The following is a 13,823-nucleotide window of genomic DNA, read 5'->3' as shown; positions in this document are numbered from 1 at the left end:
TTCGGGGCTGGCGCTGACGGGGGCGGGGCGTCAGCAGGCGCTGAGGTTCCTGCGGGTGGATTCGCCCAAGGGGCTCACGTGGAAGCGCGTGAAGCAGCAGCACCTGCTGGCGAAGGGCCTGGGGCTGCCGGCCTCCAAGCAGGCGCTGACGCGCGTGTCGGACGCGGACGGCGTGCGGGCGCTGGTGCTCAAGCGGGCGCACCGGGTGGAGGGGCCGGAGACGCCGACGCTGGCGCAGGTGCGCGACCGGCTGCTGTGGCGGCAGCTGGGCGTGGAGACGGAGGAGGCGTTCTCGCTGCGCGCGGTGCAGGCGCACCTGCTGGGCAAGCTGCTGGAGCAGGAGGTCAGCGACCCGAAGCGCGGCGTGGAGCAGTTGGCCGCCCGCGCGGTGGGCGCGTCGCGGGTGGACGCGGAGGTGGTGCGGATGGCGGCGCTGCGGGAGTGGGTGCTGGCGGAGGCTCCTGGGAAGACACTGCCCACGGACACCGTGTCGTTCGCCCGGAGGGTGATGGACGCGGCGCAGGCGGTGCCTCCGTCGGGTCGATTTGGAAACAACAAGGTCTTCATCTCCCACGTGTGGAAGGCATTGCAGCCGGAGTGGGCGGACCGCCCTGCGTTCAACGAGGCCCTGCTCGCGGCCAACCGCGCGCGTGAGCTGTCCCTGGGGCGCGCGGACCTGCTGTCGGTCATGGACCCCCAGAACGTGGCCGAGTCCGAAGTGCGCTCGTACGGCGCCAGCTTCCATTTCGTCGTCCTCTAGCCCGACGCGCAGGAGCCCACCATGCCCCAAGACGCCCGTCTCAATGCGTTCCTGTCCGATGGTCCCGAGATCTTCAACAGCGTCCAGCAGGGCCAGACCCTGTGGAAGAGGGACCCGTTCGACGTTCCCTCCATCAACGCTCCGGCGCGCACGGCGTTCGAACGACTCCTGAAGCGCGCGACCCTGCGGCCGGCTCCGGACTCCGGGAAGATCCTCCTGCTGACGGGAGACTCGGGCAGCGGGAAGACACACCTGGTCCGGGCCTTCCGCAACCGCGTCCACGAGAAGGACCAGGGCTACGTCGGCTACATGCCGATGACCGTCGATGTGACGCACTACGACCGCTACATCCTGTCGGAGTTCATCGACTCCCTGGAGAAGCCGTATGACCAGGGCCGCGTCGATGAGACGGGCTTGATGCTGCTGTCGCAGGCCGTGCTGAGCCGCTGCAAAAACATCTTCGCGGCCAACATCCCGGATGAGGATGTCCTGGAGGACGAGGAACTTCACGGCAACATCCGGGCGGTCGCGGATGATCTGCACGCGGATCCGGAGTTCCGGCAGATCGACGTCAACCTGCTGAGGGCCCTGCTCTGCCTCCAGCGCCGCGAGGCCCGCTTCCACCACCGCATCGTGCAGTGGCTGCGCTGCGAGGAGATGTCGCCCGAGGACCGGGCCATCATCGGCAACCTGGTGCCGCGCACCACCGAGGAGTCCCCCAGCCGGATGCTCGCCCAATTGGGGCAGCTCATGGGCATCTTCGGACAGGCGATGGTCCTCTGCATTGATCAGGTGGAGGACATGAAGGACTTCAACGAGAGGCCACAGATGGAGCCTTCGCTCCGCCGCGCGATGAGCAGTCTGGTCGCGCTGGCGGGTCAGGTGCCCTCGGCCATCGTGGTGGTCTGCTGCCTGACGGACTTCTGGGAGGCGATGCGCGTGAAGCTCAACCGCGCGATGATTGACCGCATCGAGCAGAATCCGGAGCCGGTTGCCCTGGAGCTCAACGCCACCGCGCAAACGGCGCGGGACATCGCGGCCCGCCGGTTGAAGTCGCTGTACGAACAGCAGGGCATCGCGTTCAACCCGGCCCAGCCCACCTACCCCATTCCGTCCCAGGGCTTCGACCTGCTGAGCGGCCAGCGCACGCGCGACGTGCTCAATGCCTGCCACCGGTACCGGGAGCGAGGCATCATGGAGGGCAAGCTGCCGGCGGAGTTCCCTCTGCCGGAGAAGCAGCCGTCCTCCGGAAAGCCGGTCGCCGTTCCACCCAAGACGCCTTCGGCGCCGGACCTGGATCAGGCCTGGACGGACTTCAAGGCCAACTTCAAGTCCAAGGCACCTGAAGGCGAGGCGGACATCACCGCGTTGCTCGCCTGGAGCATCAAGGCCAGCGCGGAGGAGCTGGGCGACCCGAACCGCTTCAAGGTGAAGGCCCGGGACGAAGGAGACTCGCTCGACGTCACGGTGCAGCCCGACAACGCGCAACTGCATGTCGCGCTCTGCAACAAGACCCCCAGGGGGGGCTCCCTGGGCAGGCAGATGACCCAGGCCATCAAGGCCGCGGCCCGGAGCCTTCCCGTGCTGGTGCGCACCACGGACTTTCCCGGCAGCCTGGGCACCGTGGTGGCGGAGCAGACCACCGTGCTCCACCGCAAGGGCGGCAGGCGCGCGGTGGTGGGCCCCAGCGACCTGCGGGAACTGCTCGCGCTGCAAGCATTCCGCAAGCAGCAGGACGAGACCGCGTTCCTCGCCTGGAGCCGTGTGGCGCGTCCGGTGACGCGGCTCCAGGGCATCACGGACCTCCTGGCCCTGGAGAAGCACGCGCCTCCCGCGCCCGTGGTGAGCAAGCCCGGCGCCGTGAAGGAATCCGTCGTGTCCGACGGCGAGTCCGAGTGGGAGGTGACGCCAGCCAGCCAGATCCTCCCGGTCAAGCCGGACAGGTCCCCTGCCCCCGCCAGCAAGCCGAAGGACGATGCCCTCAAGGGCCAGATGCGCGTGGGCGTCTCCGAAGGCGTCTTCGCCAACACCGTCCACATCCAGGCGAACGAACTCACCCAGCACAGCGCCTTCCTCGGAGGCCCTGGCAGCGGGAAGACGACGCTCGCGCTCAACCTGGTGGAACAGCTGTTGATCCAGGGCATCCCCGCCGTCCTCGTGGACCGCAAGGGCGACCTCGCCGCGTATGCGCGCGATGCGTCGTGGGATGAGCCCCTGGACGATCCGATGATGCTCGAGCGCCGCAAGCTCCTGCGCGAGCGCGTGGACGTGGCGCTCTACACCCCGGGCCGTTCGGACGGACGACCGCTGTCGATTCCCGTCGTGCCCCGGGGACTCGAGAACCTGCCGCCCGAGGAGCGCGACCAGATCCTCCAGCAGGCGGCGGACGCCCTCTCCACCATGCTGGAGTACAAGAGCAGCCAGAAGGACAAGGCCGCGAAGGCGCTGCTGGCCCTGGCGCTGCGGATGCTGGTGCAGCGTCCGTCCGGGAAGGAGATCACCCTGGACCTCATCCAGCGCTTCGTCGCCGCGCAGGACATGGCGCTCGTCCAGGAAGCACATGGGCTGGATGACCGGGTCTTCATCAAGCTGGCCCAGGACCTGGCGACGCTGCGGCTCAACGCGAAGTCCCTGCTCTCCAACACCGGAGAAAAGCTCGACATGAACGAGCTGCTGGGACTGGGCGCCGCGAAGGTGCCGGGCAAGACGCGGCTCACCATCATCAGCACCAAGTTCCTGGGCGGGCTGCAGAGCTCCCTCTTCTGGGTGTCGCAGCTCTTGGTGGAGGCCAACCGCTGGGCCAGCCAGCACCCGTCCCCGAAGCTCCAGGCCGTCCTCCTCTTCGACGAGGCGGACATCTACCTGCCCGCCATGAGCATCCCCGCCACGAAGCAGCCCATGGAGAACCTGCTGCGCCGCGCGCGTTCGGCGGGCGTCGGCGTGATGCTCGCGACGCAGAGCCCCGGTGACCTGGACTACAAGTGCCGCGACAACGTGCGCGCCTGGTTCGCGGGCCGCGTGAAGGAAGAGGTCGCGCTCAAGAAGCTCAAGCCCATGTTCGCGGAGGCCCGCGTGGATCCCGCGATCCGCCTGCCACCCCAGAAGACCGGCCAGTTCCACGTCCTGCGGGAAGGCCAGGTGGAACAGCTCAAGGCGGACCGCAATATCATCAAGACCGAGCAACTGTCCGAGGAGGAAATCCTCCAGCTGGCCCACCGCTCCGGTGAGCACGGCATCCGCAACGCGGGCTGAGTCCACCGTGACGCGGCTGGCGCGGCTTCGACCCCTCAAAACCAGACATCTCCCAGCCCGCGGGAGGGGTCTCGCGCGAGCCCTCGTGAGAGCCTGTCCAGGCAGTTCCCCCTCTCGCCTTGGAGTCACCATGCGCCGTTCATTGATGCTGGGCCTTGCCGTCGTCGGACTTCAGTTGGGCTGTGGCGTGGACGAAGCCGAGCAGCGCGCGGCCACCGAGCAGGAGCGGGGCGTGAGCGCGCACTACATCTGCAGGACCGACTCGCTGACGATCTATTACAGCGACGCCACGTACACGACGGAGGTCGGCTCGGATCGGTGCTTCTGCGGCAGCACGCCCTTGCGAACGGGCCGGTTCACCCCGTACGCGCAGACGGGATTCAGTGAGGAATGCCCCGGGCAGCTCGCGCCCGCGGCCCGGTAGCCCTCCGGCACCGAAGCCCGCGGGCAGGGGGGCGCTCCTCTCCCGCGGGTGGAACCGGCCCACGAGCGGAGAGCCGGGCCCGTGCGGCTTCGCGCGGCCGCGGCTCCCATACTTCCTTCGGGTCTCTCTCATGAGGAGCAAGAAGGAATGGCCGTGCGACAGGGCCAGGAACGGACCGCGCCCGAGGGTGGCTCGACCATCCAGGCCCTCGACGCCCTGGAGCGCATCTCGGATGCCGTCTTCGCGCTCGACCGTTCCTGGCGCTTCACCTACCTCAACACGCGCTGCGAGTGGCTGCTGCGACGCCCGCGCGAGGAGCTGCTCGGGCGCTTCGTGTGGGATGAATTCCCCGAAGCGCGCGGCTCCTTGATCGAGCAGGAGTACCAGCGGGCGCTCAAGGACCAGGTCAACGTCAACTTCGAGGCCTATTACGCCCCCCTCGATGCGTGGCTCGACGTGCAGGCGTACCCCTCCTCGGAGGGCCTCACCGTCTGCTTCCGGGACGTCAGCCCGCGCAAGCGCGCGGAGCAGGCGCTGCATGAGTCGGAGCAGTTCCTGCGCTCCACCCTCGACTCGCTGTCCACGCACATCGCCATCCTGGATGGCCGGGGCACCATCCTCGCCGTCAACGCCGCCTGGAAGCGCTTCGCGCGCGACAACGGCTGCCCGGACACGGACCTCCGCTGCGGCGTGGGCGCGAACTACCTGGAGGTGGCGGAGGACGCCCAGGGCGAGAACGCGGAGGAGGCGCCCGCCGTGGCGCAGGGCATCCGCGCCATCCTCGCCGGCCGCAGCGAGTCCTTCGTCGTGGACTACCCGTGCCACGAGCCCGGCAACGGCAGGCGGCGCTGGTTCCTCCTGCGCGCCACGCGCTTCATCGGCGCCGGCCCGCTGCGCATCGTGATGGCCCACGAGGACATCACCGGCCGCCACGAAGCCGACGAGACCCGTCAGCGGCTGGTGCGGGAGGAGGTCGCCCGCGAGGAGGCGGAGGCCTCGCGCGAGCGGATGAACGCGGTGCTCGAGCGCATCACCGACGGCTTCGCCGCGTTCGACAGGTACGAGCGCTTCACCTACGTGAACCGGCCCGCGGAGACCCAGTTCGGCCTCAAGCGCGAGGCGCTGCTGGGCCGGCGGCTGGGAGAGGTCTTCTCCGGCCCGCCAGCCGCGGCCATGACGTCCCTGCTGCGCCGGGCGACGGCGGCGCAGGTGCCCGTGGAGGAGGAACAACCCTCGGTCGTGGACCACCGCTGGTTGCGAGTGGTGGCCTACCCGTCCCCGGAAGGGCTCTCCGTCTACTTCCGGGACATCACCGAAAAGCGGCGCGTCGAGCTGTGGAGCCGCTTCCTCTCCGACATGGGCACCGCCAGCACGCGCTCGCTGGACTGCGGCAACGTCGTCCGCACCGTGGTGACGCTCGCGGTGCCCACGCTCGCGGATGGCTGCGCCATCGCCACGCGGGGAGGCTGCCTGGAGGAGGGGCCCGCCACCGAGGTCGCCGCCGTGACGCCCGCCCTGGGGGACACGCTGCGCAGGGCGTGCGTCCCCGGAGCGGAGGGCGAGCTGGGAGAAATCGTGGAGCAGGCGCGGCACAGCGGATCCGGCTTCCTCCTGAAGGAGGCCGGCCCGGACAACCCCGGCGTCAAGTCCGCCGTGGCCGTGCCGCTGGCCCTCCAGGACCGCTCCCTGGGCGTGCTCCTGCTGGTGTCCACGCGCGCGGGCCTGCTCTACGGCGCGGAGAGCCTGCCGCTGGTGGCGGAGCTGGCGCGGCGGACCGCGCTGGCGCTGGAGAACGCGCGGCTGTACCGCACGGAGAAGCAGGCCGTCGCCGCGCGCGACGAGACGCTGGGCATCGTCTCGCATGACCTGCGCGCGCCGCTGAACACCATCACCCTCCTGGCCCGCTCCGCGGAGCGGCGCTTGCTGCGCACGCACGAAGGGGCGGAAGCCGCGGAGGCGCTGCGCAAGGTGCGCCTGGTGGTGGGCAGCATGGAGCGGCTCATCGACGACCTGCTGGAGGTGGCGCGGGTGGAGTCCGGGCGCGCGCAGCTGGACATGGAGCCGGTGGACGTGCCGCGGCTGCTCTCCCAGGTGCAGGCCCTGAACGAGCTCCTGGCCGCGGACAAGGCGCTGCGGCTGGAGGTGACGTGCGAGCCAGACCTGCCCCGCGTGCGCGCGGACCGGGCGCGGCTGGTGCGCATCTTCCAGAACCTGGTGGGCAACGCCATCCACTTCACCCCACCCGGGGGCTGCATCCGGCTGAAGGCGGAGCGGCAGGGGGACCAGGTGTGCTTCCGCGTGGAGGACACGGGGCCGGGCATCGACGCGAGGGCGCTGCCCCACGTGTTCGACCGCTTCTGGCAGGCCATCCACGCGCGCAAGGCCGGCGCGGGCCTGGGGCTCGCCATCGTCAAGGGGCTGGTGGAGGCGCACGGGGGCCGCGTCTGGGTGGAGAGCCCGCCGGGCCACGGCGCCACGTTCTCCTTCACGCTGCCCGCCCTCCCGGAGGCCTCCGCGAGCCTGTCACAGGGCGGCGGCGCGTCCGCGAGTCTAGAATGAGGCGAGAAGGCTCCCTTCCCGCCGCGCTCCAGACCTGATCATGTTCCCCACCGTCTCCGTCGATGGCGTCGTCCAGCGCTGGGAGGACCTGCGCCTGCACGACTTCGCCCAGGGCTTCTTCTTCGGCGCGGGCTTCTTCACCACCTTCCGCATCGACGCCGGGCAGCCCCGCTTCCTCGCGAGGCACCTGTCGCGCCTGCGCGGAAGCCTTGAAGCCTTCCCCACCGCCGTGCGCGCCCCACCGCCCGCGCTCCTCCACGAGGACGCCGTGCGGGAAGCCCTGCGGCGTTGTCTCACGACGGACGCGGCGATGGGCCCGCGCTTCACCGGCGTGGGCAAGCTCGCGGTCAGCGACGGCCACGTGCTGTGCACCTTCCGGCCGTTCCCCCCGGAGCTGGAAGCCCTGCACCAGCAGGGACGCGAGCTGGACGGCGTGGAGGCCGGGGCGTACCGGCGCGCGGAGCGCACGGTGAACCACAAGGGCCTGGCGTACTTCCGGCAGCACGCGCTGATTCCACAGCTGCCCGTGCTCACCAACGAAGCGTCGGAGGTCTGCGAGCTGCCCACCGCCAACCTCTTCGTGCAAATCGACGGCGCGCTCGTCACCCCGCCCCTGTCCGCGCCGTGCCTGCCGGGCATCGCGCGCGCGGTGCTGCTGGCCATGGCCTCCGTGGACGGGCTCCCGGTGGTGGAGCGTGTGCTGCCGCTCCAGGACCTGTCGCGCGCGCAGGCGTGCTTCTACAGCAACGCGGTGGCGCTGGCGGTGGGCGTCCCGAAGCTCCTGGGCCGCGAGCTCCCGGACAGCCTGAAGCTCGCGGAGCGGGCCCGCGCGGCGCTGGAGGCCCGGGCCGTTCGCGAGGGCTGAGGCCGTGGCACACTTCCGCGCCATGACCCGCTCCCTCGTCATGGTCCCCCGCTGGGCCGGCAGCCCCGACACGGACTTCTATCCGTGGCTGACGGAAAAGCTGCGCACGCCGCCGCTCCTCTTCGACTCCGTCCGCACGCTGGCCATGCCCACGCCGGGCGCGCCCACCATTGACGGCTGGGTGTCCACGCTCGCCGCGGAGGTGGGCCCGGTGCCGCCTCCCTCCACCGTGCTGCTGGGCCACAGCGTCGGCTGTCAGGCCGTGATGCGCTACCTGTCCGCGCTGCCGCCGGGCCACACCGTGGAGGGCGCCGTGTTCGTCGCGGGCTGGTTCGAGGTCGACCAGCCCTGGGACACGCTGCGGCCCTGGCTGGACACGCCCATGGACTTCGAGCGGATCCGCGCCGCGCTCCGCCGCTGCGTGGTGGTGCTGTCGGACTCGGACCCGTTCACGTCCGACCACCGCCGCAACACGCGCCTCTTCGAGGAGCGCCTGGGCGCGGAGGTGCGCCTCATCCCCGGCGGGCGCCACTTCAACAACCCTCAGGAGCCCGCCGTGCTGGCCGCGCTCCAGGAGGGCTTCGGCGCGTCACGCTGAGCAGCCGGGCGGGCAGGCAAAGCGCGTGGCAATTTTCGCGGGCGCCCCCATCTTTGGACGACTTCCTTCAACCAACGACCGGAGGCTCGAGATGGAGACCAAGAAGCCAGACGAGAAGCAGGTCCAGCGCCAGGGCCAGAGCCAGGACGAGAACCTGCGCCACAAGGGCCCGGACCGTGAGTCAGAGGCGGACCGGCACGCCGGCCCGAAGCCCGAGGGCAACGGCGGCACGGGGCAGCCCGCCGCGTTCCCGGAACACAACTGACACGGGGCGCATCACCGGTTCCCACGGAACGCGCTTTCGTGGGGACCGGAAGCCATTAACCTGGGGCGCATGAGCGCACCCTACGTCTCCCGCGTCGCCTTCGAGCCGGTCCACCCGAAGACCCTGGCCGTGTACTGCTCGGACGGGCGCTTCACCGAGGCCGTGGAGGACCTGGCCCGCCACCTGGGCCACTCACGCATCGACACGCTCACCCTCCCTGGAGGCCCCGCGCTGCTCAACCGCTGGGCGTCGGACTACCTGGAGAGCGCTGGCTTCACGAAGGCCGCGAGCTTCCTCATCGAAGGCCATCACATCGAGGACGTGCTGCTGCTGGCGCACGCGGGGTGCGGCTACTACCACGCGAAGCACGGCGCGCTGGGCCCGGACATCGCCGTGGAGCAGCAGCTGAAGGACCTGCACTTCGGCGCGAAGGAGCTGCAGACGGCGTACCCGCACCTGCGCATCCACCTCTATTACGTGCGCCCCCACGGCAAGACGATCGAGTTCGAGCCCATCCCCCGCGAGGGCTGAGGCGGGAAGCGACAGGTGTCCGCCGACCTGATACGGGGACACCGTGAAGACGCAACACGTAGGGCGTGCGCTCCTGGCGCTGTCGCTGGGTGGCTTCGGTATCGGAACGACCGAGTTCGCCACCATGGGCATCCTTCCTCAAATCGCGAGCGGGCTCGGGACGACGATTCCGCTGAGTGGCCACGTCATCGCCGCGTATGCGCTGGGCGTGGTGGTGGGCGCGCCGCTGGTCGCCATCGTGACCGCGCGGATGTCGCGGCGGGCGCTGCTGCTGCTCTTGATGGTGGCCTTCACGCTGGGCAACACGGCCTCGGCGCTGGCGCCCACGCTCGACACGCTCATCGTGGCGCGGTTCATGGCGGGCCTGCCGCACGGCGCCTACTTCGGGGTGGCCTCCGTCGTGGGTGCGGAGCTGTTGGGGGCCGGGCGCAAGGGACGCGCGGTGGCGCTGATCATGGCCGGGCTCACGGTGGCCAACATCATCGGCGTCCCGCTGGCGACGTTCCTGGGGCAGCAGCTGGGTTGGCGGAGCACGTTCCTGCTGGTGGGAGTCATTGGACTGGTGACGCTGCTGGCCCTCTGGCTGTGGGTGCCGCACGTGGCGTCGCTGGGTGGCAGCAGCATCCGTCAGGAGCTGTCCGCGCTGAAGCAGCCGCAGGTGTGGTGGACGTCGCTGGTGGGCGCGGTGGGCTTCGGAGGGCTGTTCGCGGTCTACAGCTACATCGCGCCGACGCTGACGTTCGCGTCGGGCATGTCCGAGTCCGCGCTGCCGTGGGTGCTCGCCCTGTTCGGCGTGGGCATGACAGTGGGGGCGTTCCTGGGAGGACGACTCACGGACCACTCGGTGACGGTCGCGATGTGGGTGGGGTTCGCGGCGACGACGGTGGTGATGACCCTGTTCGCGCTCACGGCGCAATCACCCTGGGCGGCGGTGCCGCTGGTGTTCCTCATTGGCGTCGCGGCGCAGTTCCTCGCGCCCGCGGTGCAGGTGCGGCTGATGGAGGCCTCGCCCGGCGCGCCGTCCCTGGCCGCGTCCATGTCGCACTCCGCCCTGAACATCGCCAACGCCGCGGGAGCCTGGGTGGGCGGCGTGGTCATCGCCGCCGGGTATGGCTACCTCGCGCCGGCCTGGGCCGCCGTGGCGATGACGCTCGTCGGAGCCGCCCTCTTCGCCGTCGCGAACCGTGGCGCGCCCCGCCCCGCCCCGGTGCGAGCCGGGCACGCGTAGTCAACCGGCGTCCTGGAGCCCCCGCCGGAGCGCGTCCAACAGCGACGGAGGGTCCCCCACGCGGAAGGCCTGGAGCCCCGCGTCGAAGTCCGCGCGCGCGCCCGCGACGTCACCGCGCTGGAGCCGGAGCACGCCGCGTTCGTGAAGCAGCTCGGGGTCCACGGCTTCGCCCTGCTGGGATGCGAGCGCTTCGGTGAGGTCCGCCTCCGCGGCGTCCTTCCGCCCCGCGCGGGCCCTGCACCGGGCCCGTTGCTGGAGCAGCCACGGGTTGCCCCGGTCCTCCGCCAGGGCCGCCGTCCAGTCGGCCTCCGCCTCCGTCAGCCGGCCCAGCGCCTCCAGCGACTCCGCGCGCTTCATGTGCAGCACCAGCGCCTTGCGGAACCCCGCCGCCTCCACCCGCGCGAACTCCTCCACCGCCTCCGCGTGCCGCCCCAGCCGGGCGAGCGTGAGGGCCCGGTGGTAGCGCGTGGCCACGTGGCCCGGCGCCAGCTCCAGCACGCGGTCGTACCAGGGCAGCGCCTCCGCCGGCTGGCCTCCCCACACGCCCAGCGTCAGCCCCACCTCCACCAGCACCCGCACCTGCGCCGGATGCGCCTCCGCCAGCGAGCGGGCCAGCGCGAGCGCCGACGTGTAGCGGCCTCCCCGGCGCAGGCGGTCCACCTCGCGCAAGGGTTCGGACAGCTCCGGGGGCCAGGCCTGTCGTCCGTTGCGTTCCATGGGGAGGGGGCGGTCGCCCGGGATTTCGCAGGCACGTCCCGGGGTGTCAAGGCGACGACTTGACCCGGGAGCCCGGTCGCGCAATGAGCGCTGGCATGAAGCCCTGGGAAACAGTGGAGCGAGCGCAGGTGCCGGACGTGGGAGAGGTCGTGCTCGCCCGGCGTGACGAGGAGTATGTGCTGCGCGTGCGCGGCCAGACGTTGATGTCCAGCCGCCAGCATGGCTCGGAGATGGCCATGGCCGAGGCCGGCTGCGAGGACCTGGCGGCGGATACCCCCGTCCGGGTGCTCGTGGGCGGACTGGGCTTCGGCTTCACGGTCCGCGCGGTGCTCGACCGGCTGGGGCCGGGCGCCCGCGTCGTCGTCGCGGAGCTGATGTCCCCCGTCATCGAGTGGAACCGGGGCGTGCTCGCGCCGCTGGCGAAGTCTCCGCTGGAGGACCCGCGCGTCACCGTGGTGGAGGGTGACGTGGGCAAGGTGATGCGCAGGCAGCAGGGCGCCTTCGACGCCATCCTGCTCGACGTGGACAACGGCCCGAAGGCCATGACCCACCCGGACAACGACAGCCTCTACGACCTCACCGGCGTGTCGCACGCCTTCAACTCCCTGCGCTCCAACGGGACGCTGGTGGTGTGGAGCGCCGGGCCCTCGCCCGCGTACGTGAAGCTGCTGGAAGAGGTGGGCTTCTCCGTGAAGATCCGCCACCCGACGGCGCACGGCACCAAGGGGACGCGGCACACCCTCTTCGTCGCCCGGCGCGTGCCCAAGGCGAAGTCCCAGTCATCGTCGCGGCCGCCGTCACGGCGCTGAATCCCTTTCAGGAGGTGGCAGCCCATGCGTTGCATCCGTCCGTTCCTGCTCGCCGTCGTCCTCGTCAGCGGCGTGGGCCATGCCGCGGAGGCGGAGCCCATGCCTCCGCACGTGACGTTCACGCTGCCATCCAAGGCGCTGGGGGAGACGCGCCGCCTCAACGTCTACACGCCGCCCGGCTATGACACGGCGAAGGGCACGCGCTATCCCGTGCTCTACATGCCGGACGGAGGCGAACAGGAGGACTTCCCGCACGTCGCCACCACCGTGGACACCGCCATCCGGGCCGGGGAGATGCGGCCCGTCATCCTCGTCGGCATCGAGAACACCGAGCGGCGCCGGGACATGACCGGCCCCACGCAGGTCGAGAAGGACAAGGAGATTGCCCCGCGAGTCGGAGGCTCCGCCGCGTTCCGCGCCTTCCTGCGAGACGAGCTGATGCCCCACGTCCGCCGCCAGTACCGCGTCACCGGCGAGACGGCCATCATCGGTGAATCGCTCGCGGGGCTGTTCATCGTGGAGACGTTCTTCCTCCAGCCCGGGCTGTTCGGCACCTCCATCGCGCTGAGCCCCAGCCTCTGGTGGAACGACGAGGAGTGGGTGCGCAAGGCCGGGAAGCAGCTCAAGGCGAAGCCGGGCCTGAAGGCCACGCTCTACGTCGCCTCCGCCGGTGACGACGTCGCGGCGGAAGCCGGACGCCTGGCCGAAGCGCTCCGCGCGAACGCGCCCAAGGGGCTGAAGTGGAAGTACGAGCCCCATCCCGACCTGCGCCACGCGAACATCTACCGCTCCCTGGAGGCGAAGGTGCTGAGGGAAGCCTTCGCGCCCACCGCCTCCACGAAGGCCGTCCCCTGAGCCGCTAGACGCCCGCGGTCACGGCGGGCGTCACTGAGGGAGGACGCATCATCCCGGCCGCCACGCGCAGGCCCAGCCAGCGCGGCGTGAAGCGCGTCAGGTTGGCCTGCAGCCAGTTGCGCCACCCCGGCACCACCGACGCCCGCCCCTGGTCCAGGGCCTTGAGGGCGTGCAGCACCACCTCCTCCGCCGTCGCCTTGGGACCGACCGCCGCCTGTTCGGTCCCCACGACGTCGAAGAACGCCGTCTGTACGGGCCCCGGGCACAGGGCGAGCACGCGCACGCCGCGCTCGCGCGTCTCCTCCGACAGCGCCTCCGTGAAGGACAGCACGAACGCCTTGCTGGCCGCGTAGATGGCCATGTACGGCACCGGCTGGAAGCCCGCGATGGACGCCACGTTGAGGATGCCGCCCACGCCGCGCGCGAGCATGTCCGGCAGGAACAGGTGGCTGGTGTCCACCAGCGACGTGACGTTGAGCATCACCTGTTCGTGCTGCCGCGCGAACGGCGCCGCGTCGAAGGCCCCGTGCGTGCCGAAGCCCGCGTTGTTCACCAGCAGGTCCACGCGCAGCCCCTTCTCCTGGCAGCGCGCGTGCAGCTCGCGGCCCGCGCCCTCGCGGCCCAGGTCCAGCGCGATGACGTCCGCCTGGATGCCGTGGGCGTTCTTCAACTCCTCGGCGAGCGCGCGCATCCGGTCCTCGGAGCGGGCCACCAGGATGAGGTCCATGCCGCGTGCCGCCAGCTCGCGGGCGAACACCACGCCCAGGCCGGAGGACGCGCCCGTCACGAGCGCGCGATGGCCCGCGTAGGGGAAGCCCTTGCCCCGGGGAAGGGAGCGGGAAACAGGAGAGGGAGACGAGGTCGTTTGCATGGGGTTAGAATGTGAGCGCGCGCTCACGTTCTCAACTCGCGTGGTGCTCACATTTCCTCGAGGAGGCCCCATGCCCCGCCGTCCCCCGC

At 70.8% G+C, this 13,823-nt stretch carries 13 protein-coding genes; 11 read left to right on the top strand and 2 right to left on the bottom strand.

Features of this window, described 5'->3' with window-relative positions:
* The 9 genes from D7X55_RS23250 to D7X55_RS23215 all read left to right on the top strand — a co-directional run.
* A partial coding sequence (locus D7X55_RS23250; RefSeq protein ID WP_121724221.1) for a hypothetical protein occupies window positions 1–760 on the top strand: 760 nt, incomplete at its 5' end.
* A 21-nt stretch (window positions 761–781) separates the two neighbouring features.
* On the top strand, window positions 782–4,012 hold the full coding sequence (locus tag D7X55_RS23245; RefSeq protein WP_121724220.1) for a helicase HerA domain-containing protein: 3,231 nt from the start codon (window positions 782–784) through the stop codon (window positions 4,010–4,012).
* Window positions 4,013–4,142: 130 nt separating this feature from the next.
* A complete protein-coding gene (locus tag D7X55_RS23240; RefSeq protein ID WP_147470177.1) occupies window positions 4,143–4,436 on the top strand; it encodes a hypothetical protein in 294 nt (97 codons plus the stop codon).
* Window positions 4,437–4,583: 147 nt separating this feature from the next.
* Window positions 4,584–6,995 (top strand): ATP-binding protein, encoded by a 2,412-nt coding sequence (locus tag D7X55_RS23235; RefSeq protein WP_121724218.1) that lies wholly within the window; start codon window positions 4,584–4,586, stop codon window positions 6,993–6,995.
* 40 nt (window positions 6,996–7,035) lie between these two features.
* The gene (locus tag D7X55_RS23230) at window positions 7,036–7,860 is read left to right on the top strand and encodes an aminotransferase class IV (RefSeq protein ID WP_121724217.1); all 825 of its coding nucleotides are present in this window, start codon (window positions 7,036–7,038) and stop codon (window positions 7,858–7,860) included.
* 22 nt (window positions 7,861–7,882) lie between these two features.
* The gene (locus D7X55_RS23225; RefSeq protein WP_121724222.1) at window positions 7,883–8,458 is read left to right on the top strand and encodes an alpha/beta hydrolase; all 576 of its coding nucleotides are present in this window, start codon (window positions 7,883–7,885) and stop codon (window positions 8,456–8,458) included.
* Between the two features lie 91 nt (window positions 8,459–8,549).
* A complete protein-coding gene (locus D7X55_RS44205) occupies window positions 8,550–8,723 on the top strand; it encodes a hypothetical protein (protein WP_167510883.1) in 174 nt (57 codons plus the stop codon).
* Between the two features lie 69 nt (window positions 8,724–8,792).
* The gene (locus D7X55_RS23220; protein ID WP_120549830.1) at window positions 8,793–9,254 is read left to right on the top strand and encodes a carbonic anhydrase; all 462 of its coding nucleotides are present in this window, start codon (window positions 8,793–8,795) and stop codon (window positions 9,252–9,254) included.
* 43 nt (window positions 9,255–9,297) lie between these two features.
* Complete coding sequence (locus D7X55_RS23215) at window positions 9,298–10,482, top strand: MFS transporter (protein WP_120549831.1); 1,185 nt, start codon at window positions 9,298–9,300, stop codon at window positions 10,480–10,482.
* Here D7X55_RS23215 and D7X55_RS23210 read toward each other — a convergent pair whose 3' ends face one another.
* The gene (locus D7X55_RS23210; protein WP_121724216.1) at window positions 10,483–11,199 is read right to left on the bottom strand and encodes a tetratricopeptide repeat protein; all 717 of its coding nucleotides are present in this window, start codon (window positions 11,197–11,199) and stop codon (window positions 10,483–10,485) included.
* Between the two features lie 95 nt (window positions 11,200–11,294).
* On the opposite strand from D7X55_RS23210, the gene D7X55_RS23205 reads away from it, so the two are divergent.
* Window positions 11,295–12,008 (top strand): hypothetical protein, encoded by a 714-nt coding sequence (locus tag D7X55_RS23205; RefSeq protein ID WP_120549833.1) that lies wholly within the window; start codon window positions 11,295–11,297, stop codon window positions 12,006–12,008.
* A 24-nt stretch (window positions 12,009–12,032) separates the two neighbouring features.
* Window positions 12,033–12,863: an alpha/beta hydrolase gene (locus D7X55_RS23200; RefSeq protein ID WP_121724215.1), complete on the top strand. Its 831-nt coding sequence runs from the start codon at window positions 12,033–12,035 to the stop codon at window positions 12,861–12,863.
* A 4-nt stretch (window positions 12,864–12,867) separates the two neighbouring features.
* Here the strand turns inward: D7X55_RS23200 and D7X55_RS23195 are convergent, their stop codons facing one another.
* The gene (locus D7X55_RS23195) at window positions 12,868–13,734 is read right to left on the bottom strand and encodes an SDR family oxidoreductase (protein WP_120549835.1); all 867 of its coding nucleotides are present in this window, start codon (window positions 13,732–13,734) and stop codon (window positions 12,868–12,870) included.
* Between the last annotated feature and the right edge of the window lie 89 nt (window positions 13,735–13,823).

Origin of the sequence: Corallococcus sp. AB049A, assembly GCF_003668885.1 — a bacterium.
Taxonomy (GTDB): Bacteria; Myxococcota; Myxococcia; order Myxococcales; family Myxococcaceae; genus Corallococcus; species Corallococcus interemptor.
The sequence above is the reverse complement of the archived record's forward strand: the minus strand, read 5'-3'. Positions and strand labels throughout refer to the sequence as shown.

What these genes read in the sequence shown, in the direction of transcription:
- D7X55_RS23245 (WP_121724220.1), top strand. Translation starts at nt 782, where the DNA reads ATGCCCCAAGACGCCCGTCTCAATGCGTTCCTGTCCGATGGTCCCGAG.
- D7X55_RS23240 (WP_147470177.1), top strand. Translation starts at nt 4,143, where the DNA reads ATGCGCCGTTCATTGATGCTGGGCCTTGCCGTCGTCGGACTTCAGTTG.
- D7X55_RS23235 (WP_121724218.1), top strand. Translation starts at nt 4,584, where the DNA reads ATGGCCGTGCGACAGGGCCAGGAACGGACCGCGCCCGAGGGTGGCTCG.
- D7X55_RS23230 (WP_121724217.1), top strand. Translation starts at nt 7,036, where the DNA reads ATGTTCCCCACCGTCTCCGTCGATGGCGTCGTCCAGCGCTGGGAGGAC.
- D7X55_RS23225 (WP_121724222.1), top strand. Translation starts at nt 7,883, where the DNA reads ATGACCCGCTCCCTCGTCATGGTCCCCCGCTGGGCCGGCAGCCCCGAC.
- D7X55_RS44205 (WP_167510883.1), top strand. Translation starts at nt 8,550, where the DNA reads ATGGAGACCAAGAAGCCAGACGAGAAGCAGGTCCAGCGCCAGGGCCAG.
- D7X55_RS23220 (WP_120549830.1), top strand. Translation starts at nt 8,793, where the DNA reads ATGAGCGCACCCTACGTCTCCCGCGTCGCCTTCGAGCCGGTCCACCCG.
- D7X55_RS23210 (WP_121724216.1), bottom strand. Translation starts at nt 11,199, where the DNA reads ATGGAACGCAACGGACGACAGGCCTGGCCCCCGGAGCTGTCCGAACCC.
- D7X55_RS23205 (WP_120549833.1), top strand. Translation starts at nt 11,295, where the DNA reads ATGAAGCCCTGGGAAACAGTGGAGCGAGCGCAGGTGCCGGACGTGGGA.
- D7X55_RS23200 (WP_121724215.1), top strand. Translation starts at nt 12,033, where the DNA reads ATGCGTTGCATCCGTCCGTTCCTGCTCGCCGTCGTCCTCGTCAGCGGC.
- D7X55_RS23195 (WP_120549835.1), bottom strand. Translation starts at nt 13,734, where the DNA reads ATGCAAACGACCTCGTCTCCCTCTCCTGTTTCCCGCTCCCTTCCCCGG.